Source organism: Promicromonospora sp. Marseille-Q5078 (genome assembly GCF_050315395.1).
Classification (GTDB): domain Bacteria; phylum Actinomycetota; class Actinomycetes; order Actinomycetales; family Cellulomonadaceae; genus Isoptericola.
The window spans coordinates 400,050-419,206 of the sequence record NZ_JBNPQG010000001.1 but is presented as its reverse complement, the minus strand read 5'-3'; the positions used below and the strand labels follow the sequence as shown (position 1 = coordinate 419,206).

Here is a 19,157-nt window from a genome sequence, read left to right as displayed (position 1 = left end):
ACTCCCGGGCGAGCGCTACTTCGTCGCGATGTCCCGGCGGCGGAAGCCGGCGAAGGCGAGCACGAACAGCACCAGCGCGACGGCGCACAGCCCGCCCACGTGCACCCAGTCGACGTCGGCGGTGAACGAGTCCGGCACCCACCAGAAGGGCGAGACCTGGCGTGCCCAGTCCGGCAGACCGAACAGGTCGGCGAACATCTCGACCACCAGGGTGTAGCCGAATACGAGCCACACGAGCGCGGTGGCCCGCGGCACCCACGCGTACAGCGCGGCCGCCAGGCCCACGAGCACGAGCAGCGCCGGCAGGTAGAGCAGCCCGGCCTCGGCGATCGCGCCGAACGACGGTTCGTGGACCCCGGATGCCGCAGCGCCCGCGGCAAGCGCCACGACGCCGGTGAGCATCACGACCACCGTGCCGATCGAGCTGATCACGACCGTCGCGCCGAGCCAGCGGGACCGGGAGACGGGCGTCGCGAGGACGTACTCGGCCCGCCCGGCCTCCTCCTCCGCCTTCGCACGCAGCGTCGCGACCAGGCCGAACGCCGCCGCACCGAGAGCCGCGTAGAGCACGATGATGCCGAGGAACGCCTTCTCCAGGTCGCCCTCGCCCAGCAGCGCGGAGTACACGGGGTTCTCCTGCAGGGTCTCGGTCATCGAGGGGATCTGGGCGATGACCGTACCCGTCGCGAGCCACATGACGCCGAGGCCGAGCGCCGTCCACAGCAGGCTCATGCGCTGCTGCCCCCACACGACGGCGGCGGGCGAGCGGAGGCCGGCCCGGGCGTCGGCGGGACCGCGCCGATCGGGGATCAGGCCGCCGCCGAAGTCGCGGCGGGACGCGAGCGCCGAGGCGACGACCAGCAGCAGGACGATCGCGATCACGCCGATCGCGGCCGGCCACCACCGCAGGTCCACGTAGGAGCGCATCTGCTGCGCCCACGCGATCGGGCTCAGCCACGAGACCCAGCTGCCGTGCGGCTCCTGCATGTCGCCGATCGTGCGCAGCGTGAACGCCGCGCCCAGCACCGCCATCGAGAGCCCGGTGGCGCCCCGCGAGTGCTCCGTCACCTGCGCGGCGACCAGCGCGACGGCGCCGAACGTCATCGCGCTGACGGCGATCCCGAGCGTCATGGCAAGCGAGTCGACCGCCTCGAGGTCGTTGGCGACGAGCACGCCGGTGGACAGCAGCGCGATGACCAGGTTGACCGCCAGGACGACGATCGCCGTCGCGACGACCGCCGCGTGCCGGCCGACGACGGCGGCGCGCACCAGCTCCGCCCGGCTCGACTCCTCCTCGGCGCGGGTGTGCCGCACCACCTGCAGGATGCTCATCACGGCCAGCGCGAGCACGACCCACAGCACCAGCTCGTTCGCGACGGCCGCTCCCACCGTGTAGTCGTCGGTGCCGTACCCGGGCCCGGTCATCGCGACCATCGCCGGGGACTGGACCAGGGTGGCGCGTGCCTGCAGGCCGGCCGGGTCGTCGGCCATGAGCACGTACTCCGGCAGCGCGCCGAGGTACAGCAGCGGGATGGCGAGCGACCACACGAGCAGCCGCACCCGGTCGCGGCGCAGGATGAAGCGCACCAGGCTCCAGGTGCCCGTGAGCGTGGTGCCGCCTCCGCGCACGGGCTCGGCAGCGCGCAGCGGAGGGGCGGCGGTGACGGCGCTCATCGGGCACCCGCTTCGATCTGCACGCCGTCCTCGGCGAGCTCGTCGCCGTAGTGCCGCATGAACAGCTCCTCCAGCGACGGCGGCTGCGCGGTGAAGGCGTGCACGCCGAGGGCGCTGATCGCGGGCAGCACGCGCCCCATCTCCGCGTTGTCGACGTCGAACGTCACGCGGGTCCCCTCGGCGTTCTCCGTCGTGGCCAGGTCGTGCACGCCGGCCATCGTGGCGATCGCGGACGGGTCGCCGTCGACGACGGCGGTGACGCTGGAGCGGGTCAGGTGGCGCAGGTCGTCGAGGGTGCCGGACTCCACGGCGCGGCCGTCACGGATGATCGTCACGGTGTCGCAGACCTTCTCGACCTCGCTGAGGATGTGGCTCGACAGCAGCACCGACGTGCCCGCGGCCTTCGCCTCGCGCACGTGCTCGGTGAACACGGCCTCCATGAGCGGGTCGAGGCCGGAGGTCGGCTCGTCGAGCACGAGCAGGTCGACCTGGGAGACGAACGCCGCGACCAGCGCGACCTTCTGCCGGTTGCCCTTGGAGTACGTGCGCGCCTTCTTGGTGGGGTCGAGCTCGAACCGCTCCAGCAGCTCGGCCTTGCGCTTCTTGTCGGGCCTGCCGCGCAGGCGGGCGAGGTAGTCGATGGCCTCGCCGCCGGTGAGGTTGGGCCACAGGCTCACGTCGCCGGGCACGTACGCGAGGCGCCGGTGCAGCGCGACGGCGTCGCGCCAGGGGTCGCCGCCGAGCAGCCGGGCGCTGCCGGAGTCGGAGCGCAGCAGGCCGAGCAGCACGCGGATGGTGGTGGACTTCCCGGCGCCGTTCGGGCCGAGGAAGCCGGCGACCTGGCCGTGGGACACGGTCAGGTCAAGCCCGTCGAGCGCCTGGACGGCGCCGAAGGACTTGCGCAGGTCATGGATCTCGATCGCGGGCGTGCCCGTGGTGCTGTCGGTCATGGGGTCCTCGTTCTCGTGGAGACGTGTGTGGGGTGGTGCGCGAGGTCAGGCGGCAGAGCCGTCCGTGTCCTCGCCGGCCTCCCCAGGCGGGTCCGGCACGTACAGGAGGTAGTCGTCGAGCATGCGTCGCGTGGTGAGGAAGCCCTCGGTGAAGAGCTCGAGCATCGGGAGGTAGAGGTCGTCCATGAAGGCGCGGAGCGCGGCGTTCAGGTCCTCCGGGTCGTCCGGCGGGTTCATCGTGACGGACAGCAGCAGGGAGCCCAGCGACGAGTAGACGAGGTAGCGCACCCTCGCGCGCTCGTCCCGGCTCGGCCGCACGATCCCCTGCTCGACGGACTCCGCCGTGTACTGCTCCGCGTCCGCGATCATGTGCTCGACGAAGGCCTTGCCCACGGCTCCGCCCGCCTGCAGCGACCGCAGTACATATCCGACCAGCGGGGCCATCCCGTCTGCCTGCGCGAGCACCTCGAGCAGCTGCCCGCCGGTCGCCTTGCCCATGTTCGCCCGCTTGGACTCGGCGATCCAGGCAAGCACGTGCTGGTCGCACGCGGCATGCAGCCCGTCCTTGGAGCCGAAGTGGTGGATGACGAGCGCCGGGCTGACGCCGGCGTCCGTCGCGATGGCACGGACCGACGCGCCGAAGCCGGAGCGCGCGAAGCGCAGCACCGCGGCGTCGATGATCCGTGCGCGGGCGCTCCCGTCCGGCGGCGTGGACGGCACACCGGGAGCTTCGGCACCGGGCTTGGCTGAACGCATGTTCACCAGACTAAACACGCGTTCAGCCGCGGTGCAAGACCCCGGTCGAGCGAAGCCACGGCAGGATCGGACCGTGACCGAGCTCGCCCGCCGCCTCAGCACCACCGACGCCGTCGTCGTCGGCCTGTCCGCGATGATCGGCGCCGGCGTGTTCGCCGCGTTCTCGCCCGCGGCGGCCGCCGTGCTGCCCGCCGGGACCGGAGCCGCGCTGCTGCTCGCCCTCGCGCTCGCCGCCGTCGTGGCCTATGGCAACGCGACGGCGTCGGCCCAGCTCGCCGCGCAGTACCCGGCCTCGGGCGGCACGTACGTCTACGGGCGCGAGCGCCTCGGGGCCTGGTGGGGCTACCTCGCCGGCTGGGGGTTCGTGGTCGGCAAGACGGCGAGCTGCGCGGCGATGGCGCTGACCTTCGCCGCCTACGCCGCCCCGCCCGGCGCGGAGCGGCCCGTCGCGGCGCTCGCCGTCGTCGCGCTCGCCGCCGTGAGCTACCGCGGCGTGACCCGGACGACGCGGCTCGCGCGCTGGATCGTGGCGCTCGTGCTGCTCTCGCTCGCGGTGTGGACGGCGGTCGCGTGGGGCACGCGCACGATGCCGGCCACCCTGCCCGGCGACGGCGCCGGGGACGTGTTCCTGGGCGGGCCGGCCGGCTGGTACGGGGTGCTGCAGGCGGCGGGCCTGCTGTTCTTCGCGTTCGCGGGGTACGCGCGCGTCGCGACGCTCGGCGAGGAGGTGCGCGACCCCGCCCGCACCATCCCGCGCGCGATCGTCGGCGCGCTGGGCGGCGCCGTCGTCGTGTACGCCGTCGTCGCGGTGACGCTGCTGGCGACTCTCGGGCTGCCCGGCGTGGCCGCCACGGCGACGCCGCTCGCGGAGGCGGTGGCAGGATTCCCGTGGGCGGGCGCGGTGGTGCGCGTGGGCGCCGCCGCCGCGTCGCTCGGGGCACTGCTCGCCCTCCTCGCGGGGGTGGGCCGCACCACCCTCGCCATGGCCCGCGAGGGCGACCTCCCGCGGGCCCTCGGCGCCGTGCACCCCCGGTTCCGGGTGCCGCACCGGGCCGAGGTGACCGTCGCCGTCGTCGTCGTCGTGCTGGTGCTGGCCGTGGACCTGCGCGGCGCGATCGGGTTCTCGTCGTTCGGCGTGCTCGTCTACTACGCCGTGGCGAACCTCGCCGCGTGGACCCAGACCGGCTCGCACCGGCGATACCCGCGGGCCTTGCAGGCCGTCGGGCTCGTGGGGTGCGTCGCTCTGTGCGCCACGCTGCCGGTCGCCGCCGTGCTCGGCGGCGTCGGAGTGCTCGCCGTCGGCCTGGTCGTCCGCCTGCTCCGCCGTCAGTGACGCGCCCGGCGGGCACCGAGCGGCCCGCCGAAGACGAGCGAGATGCCGAGGACGAACCCGACGTCGTACCAGTTGCCGTCGTTGTGCACCTCGTAGACCGACACCGAGTCGGTGAACAGCGAGACCACGAACGTGATCGGCAGGATCATCCCCTGCCACAGGCCCCACCAGAAGCCGTAGGGCCCCTCGCCGGCGGCGGTCGGCGTGTCGATGCCGGGGTTCGGCCCGGCCGCGCAGGCGCCGAGCAGCACGAGGGCGGCGACCACGACGACCGTCGTCGTCATGCCGCGGGTCCACCGCCGGTCCGCCCGGAGCCGCCCGTCCATGCGTCCCACGATGACACCGGCCGCGACGTCGCGCGCGGCCGGCGGGGCGTTCTCACCCCCGCGTCGGACGCTGGCTGCCGATCGCGACGGGGATGCGCTCGGGCAGCGCCTCCAGCCGGTCGGCGACGCCGTCCGCGCAGGCGGCCAGCTCGCGCGCGATCTCGACGCTGAGGCCGAGGTAGCCGGCCGGGTCGAGCAGCGCGCGCAGCTCGTCGTCGTCGAACGCCTCGCTCACCACCGGGTCCCCGTGCAGCAGCTCGAGGAACGGCCGCCCGTCGGACGCGGCCGCCTGCGCGACGGTGAACACGACGTCGTGCGCGCGCTGCCGGCCGATCTTCTCCCCCAGGGCGAGCATGAGCGACTCCGAGCCGATCATGCCCTCGGAGAGCCGGATGTTCGCCCGCATCCGCTCCGGGTCGAGCTCCAGCCCGTCCATGATGACCTCCAGCCGGGCCAGCATGTCGCCCGCGAGCACGGCGGCCGACGCCGAGACGTCCTCCAGCAGGGCCGTCATCGCGCCGTTGGCCTCCTGGTCGTGCAGCATCGACTCCAGCGCCGGACCGGCGAGGGCGCGCAGCTCGGCCGACATCGTCTGCATGTCGAGGGCGAGCTGCGGGTTGCGCTTGTGCGGCATGGTCGAGCTGCCGACCGTGCCCTCCGGCACCGGCTCGAACGCCTCCGCGAACTCCGGCTGCATCAGCGTGTAGACGTCCCGTCCGATCTTGCCGATCGTGCCCGCGAGCTGCGCCAGCACGAGGACGAGCTCCACGATGCCGTCGTTCACCGCCCGCGACGGCACCCGCATCGGGTGCAGCCCCAGCCGCCGCGCCACCCCCGCCTCGATCGCGCGGCCCGAGCCGCCGAACGACGCGAACGTGCCCGCCGCGCCGCCCATGAGCACGCAGAACAGCCGCTCGTCGAGCCGCTCCAGCCGGTCGGCGTGCGCCGCGAGCTGGTCGATCCACACCGCGACCTTGAACCCGAAGGTCACCGGCACCGCGTGCTGGCTGTGCGTGCGGCCCGCCATCGGCAGGGCGGCGGACGACTCCGCGAGACGGGCGGCCGAGCGCAGCACGCGGCCGAGCTGGCGCAGGACGGCGCGGTGCGCGTCGCGCAGCACCAGCACGTCCGCGGTCTGCGTGATGTTCTGCGTCGTGGCGCCCCAGTGCACCCAGCCGCCGTGCTTGGAACCGACGGCGCGCGCGAACTCCTCGATGAGCGGCACCAGGGGGTGGCTCGCCTCCGCCGTCGCGGCGAGCACGCGCTTCACGTCGAGCTTCTCGATCCGCGCCGTGAGCGCGATGGCGCGAGCGGACTCGGCCGGGATCAGCCCGGCGTCGGCCTCCGCGAGCGCCAGCGCGGCCTCGACGTCGAGCCGCGCCTGCCAGCGGTTCTCGCGCGTGAACAGCCGCGCGATCCCCGGGTCCGGCACCCGGCCCTCGGTGAAGCGTCCGAACGGTGCCACGATCATGGGCTGCTCCCCGGGTGTGGTCTCGACAGGTGCGACGGCGGTGGGCAGCATCTTCGTCGCTCGGCGCGGACGACGACAGCCCTGTCCACCGCCGGCCGTCGCCGGTCCCCGCGCGGGGGCGGGTGTCGGCGGGGCACGGCAGTCTGGAGGCATGGCTCTGGACGGCACGGCCCGCGACGAGGTGTTCCCCATCGTCAACTGCCGCGACCTGGCGACGGCGCGGGCGTTCTACGTCCGCGCCTTCGGTGCGGTGCAGGCCTACCAGTTCCCGCCCGACGGCGAGCCCGTGTACGTGACGCTGCGCATCGGCTCCGGCCGGGTGGCCCTCGGCGTCGGCACGGGGCCGGCGCTGTACGGCGAGATCCCGCTGCCGGCCACCGGGCACGCGGTGGACGTCTGCCTGTACGTGCCGGACCTGGACGCCGTCGTCGCGGCGGCGCCCGGCGCCGGCGGCACGGTGGTCGTGCCGCCGGCGGACATGCCCTGGGGCGAGCGGGTCGCCTACCTCGGCGACCCCGACGGCACCATGCTGCTGGTGATCCAGAGCGTCCCGACCGGGGGCGTACCGACTGGAGAAGGACCGACGGGAGAAGGACCGACCGGAGAAGGGCCGACCGGAGAAGGACCGACCGGAGAAGGAGAGGCACCGTGAGCGAGACCCCTGGCGAGGTCCGGCGCGAGGACGGGACGCCGCGCGTCGCGGCCCTGGACGTGGTGGTCTTCGACGCGCCCGACCCGCAGCGCTCGGCGGACTTCTGGCAGGCGCTGACGGGCGCCGAGGTCGAGCCGCAGGGGTACGGCGAGGACTGGATCACCCTGAGCACGCCGGACGGCTGGTCGCTCGCGTTCCAGCCCGCCCCGGACCTGGTGCCGCCGGTCTGGCCGGGGCAGGAGCACCCCCAGCAGCTGCACCTGGACCTGCGGGTGCCGGACGTCGCGGCCGAGGTGCGGCGCGCCGTCGGCCTCGGGGCCACCGTGCTGCGCGAGAACCCCGAGTGGACCACGCTGGCCGACCCGGCCGGCCATCCGTTCGACCTGTGCCACGCCCCCGACAACGACGGGCCGACGGTCATGGGCGTCACGTTCGACGTGCCCGACGCGTCCGCCGCGGCGGCGTTCTGGTCGCGGGTGCTCGGCGACCCGGTGGTGTACGACGCCGAGGGGATGGCGATGCTCGGCGGCGAGCGGTCGGTGCTGTTCCAGCAGGTGGAGGGCTACACCGCCCCGCGCTGGCCGGACCCGGCGCACCCACAGCAGCTGCACCTCGACCTCGCGATCGGCCCGCAGAGCCTGGACGACGCCGAGGCGGCGGCCCTCGCCGTCGGCGCCGTGCGGCTGCCCGGGGGCGAGGACACGTTCCGCGTGTTCGCCGACCCCGCCGGCCACCCGTTCTGCCTCTGCCGCTCCTGAGGGACGACGCGCCGGGCACGCGCATTCCCTCCCGGCGCCGGCGTCCCTAGGGTGGTCGCCGCGCGGGCGCCGTCGCCCGCGCCCGACACCGCAAGCGACCGCCGCCCGGCGGGGACGACGAGGTACCAGCGACGATGCGACCCGACCGGCTCACTCGCCATGCTCGCGAGCTGACCGCCCTCTCCCTCGACTGGATGGACGGGCGGTGGGACCCCGACGCGGGCCTGCTCCGCGCCCCCGAGCCCGTCGGGGGCGAGCACGCCCCGACGGGCCACCTGGTCCGCGAGACCGTCTGGTACGTGCTGGGCCTGCTGATGCGCGACGCCCCCGCCCGGGACGGCGCCGAGGCGGACGCCGACCGGGCCCGGCACGCCCTCGGGCGGGTGCTGGACCACCAGCTCGACGCGCCGCGCGAGCGGTTCCACGGCACGTGGCTGCGCAGCCCGCACGAGGCCCGCCCCACCGCCGCCTCCGTGGAGTGGCGCGACTTCGACCCGAACTGGCGGGAGTTCATCGGGACCACGCTGGTGGTCGTCGCGACGGAGTTCCCCGAGGCGCTGGCCGGCGGGCTCCGCGAGCGGGTCCACGCCGCGCTGCGCCGGGCCGTCGAGGGGACGCTCGCGCGGGGCGTCGACCCCCGGTACACGAACATCGCCCTGATGACCGCGTTCCTGCTGCAGGACGCCGCCGCCCGGCTCGACGAGCCCGCCTGGGACGAGCCGGCGCTGCGCCTGGCCGAGCAGGTGCTCGCCCGCTTCCGCACCGACGGGACGTTCGACGAGTACTGCTCGCCGACGTACTACGGCATCGACCTGGCAGCGCTGGCGCTCTGGCGCCGGTACGCGCGCCTGCCCCTGCTGCGCGACGGCGGCGCGGAGATGGAGGCCGGGCTGTGGCGGGACACCGCCCGGCACTACCACGCGGGCCTGCGGAACCTCGCCGGACCGTACGACCGCAGTTACGGCATGAACCTGCGCCGCTACGCGTCCGGCGTCGGGCTGTGGATCGGTGCGGCCGTGGGCGCCGGACGGGCCCCGTTCCCGGCGACCGACCGGCCGTTCGTCCACGCGTGGGACCTCGCCCTCGCGCCGCTCGTCGCGGTGCTGGGCGCCCGGGTGCCCGACGACGCGCTGCCGCACCTGGTGCGGTTCCGCGGGGAGCGGCAGGAGGAGCAGGTGATCGCCCGGGACCCCCTGCGCACCGCCACCTGGTGGGTGGGCGAGCGTTTGCTGGTCGGGTCCGAGGACGTGGGCGGCGAGCGCGGCCACCTGGGCGACCAGTTCCACCCCGCCACCGTGCACTGGCAGGTCGGCGAGCAGGGGCAGGTCGGTGACGACGACACCGCCGACGTCGGCTGGGCACGGCTCGTGAGCGACCTGGCGATCGACGCGCGCGCGGACGGGCCGTCGCTGCACCTGACCTGCGCGCGCCACGACGGCGGCGACCTCGCCCTCGCCTTCCAGGTCCGGGCGCCGGGCGCCACCGCGGACGGGTTCGCCGCGGACCGCTGGCGCGTGCCCGGCCTCGACGCCGCGGTCGAGACCGACGCCGCGCTGGTCGCCGTCGAGCCCGACGGCGACGGCACGGCCCCCGACGACGACACCTGGTGGCTGCGCTACGTCGCCCACGACACCCCGCCGGGCCGGGCGGTGCGCGTCCGGATCGACCTGCGCGCCGAGGGTCGGGAGGCCCGCCGATGACCCCCCGCCCGGTCGTCCCCGACTGGCCCGCCGTGCGCCGACGCACCCACGACGCCCCGTGGGCCGCGGCCGTGCTGGACGCCGTCCGCGTGGACCACGACCACTGGCGCACCCGCCTCGCCGTGCCACCGCCGGGCAGCGACTCGGCGTGGACCCACCACTACTTCTGCGGCGACGACGGCGCGCCCCTGCTGTTCGACCCGGACAGCCCCCGGCGACACGTCTGCACCGCCTGCGGGCGCGTGTACGCGGGCGAGCCGTGGGACGGCGCGTGGCGCGCCCGGATGCACGGCATGGCCGCGGCCCAGGCGCAGCGGGCGGCGCTGCTGGCCCGGCTGTCGGACGACCCGGCCGAGGCGCGGGCGGCCGCCGACGGGCTGGGTGAGATCCTCACGACCTATGCCCGCGACTACTCCTCCTACGCCCCGCACGGCGTCAACGTCGGCACCGGCCGCGTGCAGCCGCAGAACCTCGACGAGGCGATCTGGGCGATCGGGCTGCTGCGCGCGGCCCGGTGGGCCGGCGACGCGCTGAGCCCCGCGGCCGACGCGGCCGCGACCCGGCTGGCGGGCGAGGTGGCCGACCTCCTGCGCCCGCAGCTCGGCATGATCCACAACATCCACTGCTGGCTCGTCGCGGCCCTCGCCGAGTGCGCCGTCCGCACCGGCGACGCCGCCCTCCTGGCCGAGTGCCGCGACGGGGAGTTCGGCGCCGAGGCCCAGGTCCGCGAGGGCTTCGGCGCCGAGGGCCTCTGGTTCGAGGTCAACGCGCACTACCACTACTACGCGGCCAGCGCCCTGCTCTCGTACGCCGAGGCCACCGGGGCGGAGGGCCTGTCCGACGACGCCGCCGGCCGGCTGTCGCGGGCGATCGCCGCGCCCCCGATGCTCGCCTACGACGACGACCGCATCCCCGCCTACGGCGACGGCTGGCCCGACTGCTTCGTCGGCACCTTCGCGCAGCAGGCGGAGGCCGCGTCCGCGCTGCTGCCCGCGCACCCCGTCGCCGTCGCGCCGTACTACGCCCGCCCCCGCACCGAGCCGGCGCAGCTCTGGTTCGCCAACCAGCACACCCACGGGCCGTCGCAGCCCCTCACCGGCCGGGGCAGCGTCGCCGCGCTCGTGTTCGGCCCGGACGACGTCGCGGCGGTGCCCGCGCCGGAGCGCCGGTCGTTCGTGTGGCCGCACGCCGGCATCGGCGTGCTGCGCTCGGACGACGTGCGCCTCGCGATGCGGTTCGGCCCGCCGTCCGGCTGGCACGACCACCACGACACGCTCGCCGTCGACGTCGGCACCGCCGCCGGCTGGACGAGCCTCGACCTCGGCACCAGCGGGTACGGCGCCGAGATCACCGAGTGGATGCGGTCGCCCGTGGCGCACGACCTGGTGATCCTCGACGGCCTGCGCCAGCCCGACCTCACGGGCCGGCTCGTGGGGGCCGACGACCGGCGGCTCGTCGCGGAGGCGTCGTGGGGCCCCGGCACCGTGCGCCGCGCGCTCGCGCTCGAGCCGGGCGGGTGGGCCGACGTCGTCACCGTGACCGCCGCCGCGGGGACCACCGTCGAGTGGGCGTTCCACGGCGACGGGCGCCTCGTGGCCGGGGCCGGTACCGGCGAGCCGGTCGCCCTGCCCCACCGCACCGCGTCCGGCGAGGACCTCGGCCACCGCTGGCTGCGCGAGGTCCGCCGCGTCGCTCCCGGAGCCGACGACGCGGCCGGTGTGCACGGTGTCGTGCGCCTGCGGTGGGACGCGCCCGGGTCGCCGACCCTCCGCCTGCCGGTCGCCGCCGGTGGCACGGTCGTCGTCGGGGTCGCCGACGCGAACCCCACCGGCCTGCCGCTCGGCGTGGTCCTGGTGCGCGCCGTCGTGCCGCCCGCCGGGACGCTGGAGCTCGCCGCGTCGTTCGCGCTCGGGGGCTGACTCAGGGCTGGCGCCGGGGCTCAGCCCGGCAGCAGCAGCGCGGGCCGGTCGGGGTGGTCGACGCGGACGACGACGTCGGCCCGCCGCTCGGGCTGCGCCTCACGGCGGTAGCGCCCGTAGGCCGCGAGCGTCCACGCGTCGTCGAGCGGGGTGTTCCGCGTCTCGGTGGCGGGCCGCAGGGCGAGGTGCACGACGAGGTCGACGTCGAGCCCGCGGCCCGTCGCGAGCGACCCGTCCAGCACGACGACGGTGTCGGGCGCGGCGTCGACGTACGCGGCGCGCGTGGCGCGGTCGGTGGCCAGGTCGCGCAGCGACGGCAGCCAGCGCCCGCGCGCGACCACGCCGGTCAGCACCTCGCGGTTCAGCCCGCCGACGTCGATCCACTCCTCCAGCAGCGCGTCCGGGTCGCGGCGGCCGCGCTCCAGGCGGAGCGACGCCGGCCGCAGGAAGTCGCGCACCCGCACGCGCGCCACCGGGCGGCCCGCCGCCCGCAGCGGATCGACCAGCGCGTCGGCGAGGTCCTCCGGCCGGGTCGAGGGGTGCCCGTCGACCAGCACGCGGACCGGCCGCTCGCCGACGCCCTCGACGGCCTGGCCAACGTCTCCGCCGACCTCGCCCGCGCGGGCGAGCACTCGTCCCACGACGTGCTCGACCACGCCGTCCGGGGTCAGGGGCTCGACACGCACGCCGACATGCTGCCACCCCCGCCTTCCAGCACGCGATCTCTCGCGTCATCCGGGGCGATGACGCGAGAGATCGCGTGCTGGAAGGGCGCGCCGGTCCGCGGTCAGCCCGCGTGCTCGACGCAGCGGGTGGCGGCGGGCCGCGCCTCCAGCCGCGCGTCGGGGATGGGCCGGCCGCACACCTCGCACACGCCGTAGGTCCCGTCGGCCACGCGGCCCAGCGCCGCGAGCAGCTGGTCGTGCTCCCGCTCGGCCTCGCCTGCGAGCGCCGCCGCCTGCTGCCGCTCCCAGGCGAGGGTCGCGCCCTCCGGGTCGTGCTCGTCGTCGGCGTTGGAGTCGCGCGCGGACTCGACGATCCCCTCGACCGTGCGGCGCTGCGCGGCGAGCCGCGCCTCCACGTCGGCGAGCCGCGCCCGCAGCCGCGCGGCCCTCGGGTCCGCGGCGCCGTCCGTCCGGTCGGTCATCCGGGCAGTCTCGCACCGGCACCGGATGTTCGTCCGGACGTCACCGACATGCCACCTGCCCGGCCCCCGACCGGCCATCCGGCCTTCCTAGCGTCCCCGGCGACCCGTGCCACACGAGCCAGGACCCGCCAGGAGGACCCCATGACGTCACGACGCCGCACCCTGCTCGCACCCCCGGGGACGCGCACCGTCTCCGCCACGCTCGCCTTCGCCATCGCCGCCGGGGTGTCGGCGGCGTCGTTCGCCGCGACCGCCGTCGCGCCGCCGATCGCGACGGCGGCGCCGCTGCCCGCGGCGCCGGACGACGTCGCGTACGCGCAGGACTTCGACGACGTCGCCGACGGCGCGCTGCCCGACGGCTGGCGTACCGCCGCCGGCGGCTGGTCCGTGCAGGACGGCCGCCTGGTGGGCGAGCCCGCCACGATCGGGCGCGTCACGTTCGGCCCGCACCTGGAGAACTACCGACTCGAGGCGACGGTCCGCTTCGACGCCGTGAACAACGCCGCCCGCTGGCTCGCGCCGGTCCTCGACATCGACCCGGACGGGTCCGCGCCCTGGTGGCAGGCCGCCATGCGGTCGACGACGACGGCGACCAACGGCCTCGAGATCGCCGAGCGCACGGCGGGGAACGCGTGGAACGTGCCGTTCACGGCGGCCGCGCCGTCGGCCGCCGGCGTCGGGAAGGACGTGCACGTCGCGGTCGAGGTGCAGGGCAACCACGCCACCTGGGTCTACGACGGGAAGGAGGTGCTCGAAGGTCGCATCGGCCGCACGGACGACGGCGTGCTCGGGTTCTCCGCCGACGGCGCACGCGTGAGCATCGACGACGTCGTGGTCACGGAGCTCGAGCCGCGGCCGGTCGTGAACGAGCCGGGCGACCTGCCCGTCACCGCGGCGCACCGCGGCTACTCGTCGGTCAACCCGGAGAACACGCTGGCCGCGTACGCCGCGGCGATGAAGGCCGGCGCGGAGTACGTCGAGATCGACGTGCACACCACCGCCGACGACGTCCCCGTCGTCATCCACGACCAGACCGTGGACCGCACCACCGACGGCACCGGCGACATCGAGTTCCTGCAGTCGTCGTACGTCGGCTCGATCGATGCCGGCTCGTGGTTCAGCCCCGCGTTCACCGACGAGCGGGTGCCGACGTTCGCGCAGGTGCTCGACCTCATGGGCACCGGCAGCTCCGACCTGCTGCTCGAGATCAAGGGTCCCGAGACCCGCGAGGAGGTGAACCGGACCGTCGACATGATCCTCGACGCCGGGCTGGAGGACCGCGTGGTGCTGCAGTCGTTCGACGAGGACGCCCTGCGCTACGCCTACGACCGCGCGCCGCAGATCCCGCTCGGCCTGCTCCGCAGCACCCTCGACGCCGACCCGGTGGCGAAGGCGCAGGAGCTGCACGCCGCGTACTACAACCCGTCCGGGTCGGCGCTCGCCACGCGGCCGTCCGTCGTCGAGGACCTCAACGCCGCGGGCGTCGCCGTGTTCGTGTGGACGGTCGACTCCGCCGCCGACTGGTCCACGTACTCCGACCTCGGCGTCGAGGGCATGATCACCAACCGGCCGGGCGCCTTCATCGGGTGGAAGTCCGCGCAGGAGCAGGCCGACCCCGAGCCTGCCCCCGGACTGCTGTCCCGGCTCGCCGCGCTCGACCTGTCGACCGGCCAGGCGCAGCAGCTGTTCTCCGCCCTCGCGCGCGAGGACTGGGACCGGCTGGAGCGCGTCGTGGGCAAGCACGTGGACGACGCCGAGCAGCGCGACGCCCTGCTCGAGGAGATCGCCGAGCTGCGCGGCTGACCCGCGTCGGTTGAGCCTGTCGACGCCACAGCCCCGCCGGTTGAGCCTGTCGAAACCACAGCCGGGTTTCGACAAGCTCAACCAGCGACAAGCCGGGTTTCGACAGGCTCAACCAGCGACAAGCCGGGTTTCGACAGGCTCAACCACCGACAAGCGGGGTTTCGACAGGCTCAACCAGCGACAAGCCGGGTTTCGACAGGCTCAACCACCGACAAGCGGGGTTTCGACAGGCTCAACCACCGAGCGCGTGGTGCGTCCACCGGCCGGCGACGATCGTGCCGGCGACGTGCGTGGCGCGCAGGGCGTCGGCGAGGGTGCCGGCGTCCTCGTCGTCCGGCCGGGTGGCGAGCGGGTCGGCGTCGAGCAGGGCCAGGTCCGCGGGACCGCCGACGGCGAGGCCGAGGGGGCGCCCGTCCACCGACGCCTCGAGGGCGGCGCGTGCGTCGATCCGCTGCTCGGGGTGCCAGGGCTCCCGGCCGTCGCGCGAGCGCGTGACGGCCGCCGCGAGCGCGGTCCACGGGTCGAGCGGCGCGACGGGCGCGTCCGAGCCGAGGGACAGCGGCACGCCCGCCGCCCGCAGCTCGGCCAGCGGGAAGGCGCGGTCCGTGCGGCCGGGCCAGAGCTCCTCGGCGACGTCGCGGTCGTCCATCGCGTGCTCCGGCTGCACGCTCGCGGTGACGCCGAGCGCGGCGAACCGCGCCACGTCGTCGCGGCGCAGCAGCTGGGCGTGCTCCACCGAGCCGCGCGCGCCGGAGGCCTCGAAGGCGTCCAGGGCGAGGGAGTTGGCGCGGTCGCCGATGGCGTGGATCGCGCACCGCAGCCCGGCCGCGTGCGCACGGGCCATGAGCGGGGCGAGCTGGTCGGTCGCGATGTTGAGGATGCCGTGCGCGTCCGGCCCGGCCACCCCCGCGTAGGCGTCGAAGCAGTACGCCGTGAGCGTGTTGAGCGACCCGTCGCTGATCACCTTCAGCGGCCCCTGCGTCACGAGGTCGGACCCGTCGCCGACGGCGAGCGGGTCGCCGTGCCGCAGCCCGGCGTCGAGCACGGCGCCCAGGTGCTGCTCCCACACCGCCGCGCGCACGCGCAGGCCGTCCCAGCCGCCCGCGACGCGCCGGCGCCACGCGGTGAGGTTGTCCGCCACCTCGTAGTCGACGACGCCGACGACGCCGCGCTGGGCGGCGGCGCGCGCCGCGTCGACCACGAGCGCGTCGGCCACGGCGTCGTCCACGGTGACGATGCGCGGGCTGGCCGGCATCCACTCCTCCTCGCGCAGCAGCCCGGTCGGGTGGTGCGCGATGCCGAGGAAGCGCAGGCCCGCCGACGACGCCCACGCGCTGTGCAGGTCGCCGGAGAGCAGCACCACGGGGACCTCGCCCGCGACGGCGTCGAGCACCGCGGCCGTCGGGTCGTCCGGCCAGGTGGCCCAGCGGAACCCGTAGCCCACGAGCGGCTGCCCGTCGGGCGGGGGCGCGGCCAGGTCGAGGCGGTCGCGCACCAGGGCAGCGGCGTGCGCGGCGCTGGTCGCCGCGGACACGTCGAGCCGCTGGCGCACCATCGCCCACTGCGTGAGGTGCGTGTGCGCGTCCCAGAGGCCCGGGACCACGGTGCGGCCGTCGAGGTCCACCCGCTCCGGCGCGGCGGACGGCGGCACCGGAGCCGGCCCGCCCGGCGGGGTCACGGCGGCGACGCGACCGCCGTCGAGCAGCACGTCGACGGGCTCGTCGGGGCGACCCGCGAGGCGGGCGTTCGTCAGGAGCAGCGCGGGCACGGGGCCACCGTAGACGTCGCGGGCGGGAGCGGCCGCGCCGGTCAGGCCCCGCCGGCCGCGTGCACGCGCAGCGCCTCGACGACCAGCGCGTGGTCGTCGGCCTGCGCCAGGCCGGAGACGGTGACGACGCCGACGATCCCCACCCCGTCGACACGGACGGGGAACGCGCCGCCGTGCGCGGCGTACTCCTGCAGCGACAGCTGGTGCTTGGCGTGGAAGTCCTGGCCCTTGGCCCGCGCCTGGAGCCCGACGAGGAACGACGACGCCCCGAACCGCTCCACGACGCGCACCTTGCGCGCCACCCACGTGTCGTTGTCCGGCGTCGTGCCCTCGCGTGCCGCGTGGAACACCTGCTGCGGGCCCTTGCGCACGTCGACCGTCACGGCCAGGCCCCGCTCCGTGGCGAGCTCGACCAGCAGGCAGCCGAGCTGCCACGCGTCGTCGTGCGTGAACCGCCGCAGCACGAGCTCGCGCTCCTGCTCCTCGACCTCGGCGACCAGGGCGGCGACGTCCTCGGTGTTCCCCATGGGCCCAGCGTCCCACGCGCACCGGCCCGCGTGCCGGTACCGTCGCCCGCGTGACCCGACTGGTGCTCGTCCACGGCCGCGACCTCGACGGACACGACCCGGACGCCCTCGAGGAGCAGTGGCTCGGGGCGCTGCGGGCCGGGCTCGCCGCCGCGGGATCGTCGTACCGCCCGTCCGACGGCGACGCGTCGTTCGTCTACTACGGCGACGCGCTGGAGCATCTGGTGCGGGGCGGCACCGGGGCCGCGCCTCCCGTGACCGTGGACGCGCTGGGTGTGGACGCGCTGGGTGTGGACGCGCTGAGTGTGGACGCGCTGAGTGTGGACGCGCTGGGCACCGACGTGCTCCCCGGGCTGCCGGGCGACGAGCTGCGGTTCGTGCTCGCCGTCGCGCGCGACGTCCTGACCTCGGCCGGGGCCGACGACGACGTGAGCCCGCCGCCCGCCTCGCCCGAGGGCGCGGCCGGGGACGCGCTCGTCGCCGCGCTGGTCGCGGCCCTCGCGTGGGTGGACCGGTCCATGCCCGGCGTCAGCGGCGCGGTGCTGCTCAGCCTCGCCCGCGACGTCTACGCCTACCTCCACGACGACGCCGTGCGCCGGGTGCTCGACGACGGGCTGGCGTCCGCGCTGGACGACGGGCCGGCCGTCGTCGTCGCGCACTCGCTCGGCAGCGTCGTCGCGTACTCGGCTCTGTCGACCGCCCTGTCGGCAGGGCTGTCGGCAGGGACGACGCGCGCGGGTGGCGACGTGCCCCTGCTGCTCACCCTCGGCTCGCCGCTGGGGATCCGGGCCGTCCGGGACGCCGTGCGGTCGCGGGTCCCACTGGCCTTCCCCGCGGGGGTGGGACGCTGGGTCAACGTGCGCGACCCGGGCGACCTGCTCGCCCTGACCGACCTCACGCCGGAGACCTTCCCGCTCCCCGCAGGGTCGCGCCCTGTCGAGAACTTGAGGGTGGACAACCGGGCGCCGTGGAACCACGCGGCCGCGGCCCGCCTGGACGACGGCACGTGGGCGGGTTACCTGGCGGTCCCGTCGGTGGCCGCCGTCGTCGGCGAGGGCGTCGGCACGGCGACGTAGTGGTTGCTGCTCGTGCGCGCGTCGGACGAGCAGAATCCGCTACGTCGTGCGGTCGCGCCAGCCGGGGAGCACGCGCTCCAGTGCGGCGACGAGCTCGATGGAGCTGCCGTCCTTGCCGCCCGCGCCGAGCACGAGCGGCGGGCGCTGCGGCTCGACACGGGCGCCGCGCACCCGGTCGACCAGCGTGAGCGGGGCGGTGAGCACGTAGAACGTGCCGTCGGCCGTCATCCCGGCGGTGCGGTCCTGGCGCAGGTACCAGCCGCGGAGCGTCGTGCGGGCCGTCCCGCGGCCGCCGTACCCCTTGACCTGCAGGGGCTCGGGCTCCAGACCGGCGTCCGCCGCCGCGCGGGCGAAGTCGCGCAGCAGCGCCTCCGCCTGCGCGTGCTCGGCATCCTGCCTCGCGTGCAGGCGCTCCGCCTGCACGCGTGCCGCCTCCGTGCGCTGCGCCGCCCAGTCGTCGCTCACCGAGGCATCCTCCCACCCTCGTGAGCCGTCAGAGCTCGCGCTCCGCGTAGGCGACGAGGGCGTCGCGCACGAACGTCGCGCCCTCGGTGCCGCCGTAGTTCTTCGCGAACCGCGGGTCGGCCACGTACATCTCGGCGAGGCCGACGACGTACTCCCTCGTGGGCCGGCCCTGCTCCGACCCCGGTGTGCCGGGGATCGAGCCGAGCCACTCGGCGTGCCGGGCGGCGAGCGCCTGCGCCTCCTCCGAGGCCGGGTCGACGCCGCGTGCAGCGGCCTCGCCCCACGCGTCCCCGAGCGCCTTCGTCCGTGCCTGCCACGCCTTCTGCCCCGCGGTCCCGAGACCGCGCCACCACGCGTCGCTCGTCGCGTACGCGTCGGCGCCCCATCGCTCGGTCACCTCCTCCTCGTGCTGCGTGTGGTCGAAGCCGTCCAGCATCTCCTCGGCCATGAGCCGTTCTCCCTTCTCGATCGCGGTCACGGTCCGCTCCACGGACGCGACCTGCCGCGCCAGGCGGTCCTGCTCGGCGCGCAGCTGGCCGAGGTGGCGGCGCAGCGCGCCGGCCTCGTCCGCCTCCTCGTCGAGCACCCTGCCGATGTCGGTCAGCGGCAGGCCCAGGTCGCGCAGCAGCAGGATGCGCTGCAGGCGCCGGAGGGCGGCGTCGTCGTAGCGGCGCAGCCCTCCCGTCCCGGTGCCGGACGGCGGCAGCAGGCCGATCTGGTCGTAGTGACGCAGGGTGCGGCTGCTGACGCCGGCGAGCCGGGCGACGTCCTGGATGGAGCGGGTCATGGTTCGACGGTAGAGGTTGACGCTGCGTCAACCGCAACCCCGTTC

18 protein-coding genes are annotated in these 19,157 nt (G+C 75.6%); 7 read left to right on the top strand and 11 right to left on the bottom strand.

What is annotated here, in order from left to right:
• Positions 1-15: 15 nt before the first annotated feature.
• From ACQFYA_RS01935 to ACQFYA_RS01925, 3 genes are read right to left on the bottom strand one after another with little or no spacing between them, the layout of a single operon-like run.
• A complete protein-coding gene (locus ACQFYA_RS01935; RefSeq protein WP_499121049.1) occupies positions 16-1,674 on the bottom strand; it encodes an ABC transporter permease in 1,659 nt (552 codons plus the stop codon).
• Positions 1,671-2,624, bottom strand: a complete 954-nt coding sequence (locus tag ACQFYA_RS01930) for an ABC transporter ATP-binding protein (RefSeq protein WP_499121047.1) — start codon at positions 2,622-2,624, stop codon at positions 1,671-1,673. The genes ACQFYA_RS01935 and ACQFYA_RS01930 overlap by 4 nt, the downstream gene beginning before the upstream one ends.
• Positions 2,625-2,669: 45 nt before the next feature.
• Positions 2,670-3,380, bottom strand: coding sequence for a TetR/AcrR family transcriptional regulator (locus tag ACQFYA_RS01925; protein WP_499121044.1), 711 nt, complete (start codon positions 3,378-3,380; stop codon positions 2,670-2,672).
• A gap of 73 nt (positions 3,381-3,453) precedes the next feature.
• On the opposite strand from ACQFYA_RS01925, the gene ACQFYA_RS01920 reads away from it, so the two are divergent.
• Positions 3,454-4,713, top strand: coding sequence for an APC family permease (locus ACQFYA_RS01920; protein ID WP_499121041.1), 1,260 nt, complete (start codon positions 3,454-3,456; stop codon positions 4,711-4,713).
• On the opposite strand, the gene ACQFYA_RS01915 is transcribed toward ACQFYA_RS01920, so the two are convergent.
• Positions 4,707-5,039 carry a hypothetical protein gene (locus ACQFYA_RS01915; protein WP_499121039.1) on the bottom strand — a complete coding sequence of 111 codons (333 nt, stop codon included), beginning with the start codon at positions 5,037-5,039 and terminating at the stop codon, positions 4,707-4,709. The two genes, ACQFYA_RS01920 and ACQFYA_RS01915, sit on opposite strands and share 7 nt — an antisense overlap.
• Before the next feature lie 52 nt (positions 5,040-5,091).
• Positions 5,092-6,510 carry a class-II fumarase/aspartase family protein gene (locus ACQFYA_RS01910; RefSeq protein ID WP_499121037.1) on the bottom strand — a complete coding sequence of 473 codons (1,419 nt, stop codon included), beginning with the start codon at positions 6,508-6,510 and terminating at the stop codon, positions 5,092-5,094.
• A 151-nt stretch (positions 6,511-6,661) separates the two neighbouring features.
• Between ACQFYA_RS01910 and ACQFYA_RS01905 the strand changes: the two genes are divergently transcribed.
• The 4 genes from ACQFYA_RS01905 to ACQFYA_RS01890 all read left to right on the top strand — a co-directional run bounded on the left by ACQFYA_RS01905 (position 6,662) and on the right by ACQFYA_RS01890 (position 11,539).
• Entirely contained in the window at positions 6,662-7,162 is a 501-nt protein-coding gene (locus ACQFYA_RS01905; protein ID WP_499121035.1) for a VOC family protein, read from the top strand.
• Positions 7,159-7,920, top strand: coding sequence for a VOC family protein (locus tag ACQFYA_RS01900; RefSeq protein ID WP_499121032.1), 762 nt, complete (start codon positions 7,159-7,161; stop codon positions 7,918-7,920). The genes ACQFYA_RS01905 and ACQFYA_RS01900 overlap by 4 nt, the downstream gene beginning before the upstream one ends.
• Positions 7,921-8,054: 134 nt before the next feature.
• Positions 8,055-9,620: a DUF8769 domain-containing protein gene (locus tag ACQFYA_RS01895; RefSeq protein ID WP_499121030.1), complete on the top strand. Its 1,566-nt coding sequence runs from the start codon at positions 8,055-8,057 to the stop codon at positions 9,618-9,620.
• Entirely contained in the window at positions 9,617-11,539 is a 1,923-nt protein-coding gene (locus ACQFYA_RS01890) for a heparinase II/III domain-containing protein (protein ID WP_499121027.1), read from the top strand. Before ACQFYA_RS01895 ends, ACQFYA_RS01890 begins: the two co-directional genes overlap by 4 nt.
• A 20-nt stretch (positions 11,540-11,559) precedes the next feature.
• Here ACQFYA_RS01890 and ACQFYA_RS01885 read toward each other — a convergent pair whose 3' ends face one another.
• Positions 11,560-12,225 (bottom strand): nucleoside/nucleotide kinase family protein, encoded by a 666-nt coding sequence (locus ACQFYA_RS01885; protein WP_499121025.1) that lies wholly within the window; start codon positions 12,223-12,225, stop codon positions 11,560-11,562.
• A 101-nt stretch (positions 12,226-12,326) separates the two neighbouring features.
• Positions 12,327-12,686, bottom strand: a complete 360-nt coding sequence (locus tag ACQFYA_RS01880; protein ID WP_499121023.1) for a TraR/DksA family transcriptional regulator — start codon at positions 12,684-12,686, stop codon at positions 12,327-12,329.
• Positions 12,687-12,827: 141 nt separating this feature from the next.
• Between ACQFYA_RS01880 and ACQFYA_RS01875 the strand changes: the two genes are divergently transcribed.
• A complete protein-coding gene (locus ACQFYA_RS01875) occupies positions 12,828-14,489 on the top strand; it encodes a glycerophosphodiester phosphodiesterase (protein ID WP_499121020.1) in 1,662 nt (553 codons plus the stop codon).
• A gap of 232 nt (positions 14,490-14,721) precedes the next feature.
• Here ACQFYA_RS01875 and ACQFYA_RS01870 read toward each other — a convergent pair whose 3' ends face one another.
• The gene (locus ACQFYA_RS01870; protein WP_499121018.1) at positions 14,722-16,257 is read right to left on the bottom strand and encodes an amidohydrolase; all 1,536 of its coding nucleotides are present in this window, start codon (positions 16,255-16,257) and stop codon (positions 14,722-14,724) included.
• A gap of 41 nt (positions 16,258-16,298) precedes the next feature.
• Positions 16,299-16,784, bottom strand: a complete 486-nt coding sequence (locus ACQFYA_RS01865) for a heme-degrading domain-containing protein (RefSeq protein ID WP_499121016.1) — start codon at positions 16,782-16,784, stop codon at positions 16,299-16,301.
• Positions 16,785-16,834: 50 nt separating this feature from the next.
• Here ACQFYA_RS01865 and ACQFYA_RS01860 point away from each other — a divergent pair, with 50 nt between their 5' ends.
• Positions 16,835-17,860 (top strand): hypothetical protein, encoded by a 1,026-nt coding sequence (locus tag ACQFYA_RS01860; RefSeq protein WP_499121014.1) that lies wholly within the window; start codon positions 16,835-16,837, stop codon positions 17,858-17,860.
• 39 nt (positions 17,861-17,899) lie between these two features.
• On the opposite strand, the gene ACQFYA_RS01855 is transcribed toward ACQFYA_RS01860, so the two are convergent.
• On the bottom strand, positions 17,900-18,325 hold the full coding sequence (locus tag ACQFYA_RS01855; RefSeq protein ID WP_499121012.1) for a hypothetical protein: 426 nt from the start codon (positions 18,323-18,325) through the stop codon (positions 17,900-17,902).
• 28 nt (positions 18,326-18,353) lie between these two features.
• Positions 18,354-19,112 carry a MerR family transcriptional regulator gene (locus ACQFYA_RS01850; RefSeq protein WP_499121009.1) on the bottom strand — a complete coding sequence of 253 codons (759 nt, stop codon included), beginning with the start codon at positions 19,110-19,112 and terminating at the stop codon, positions 18,354-18,356.
• Positions 19,113-19,157: the final 45 nt, after the last annotated feature.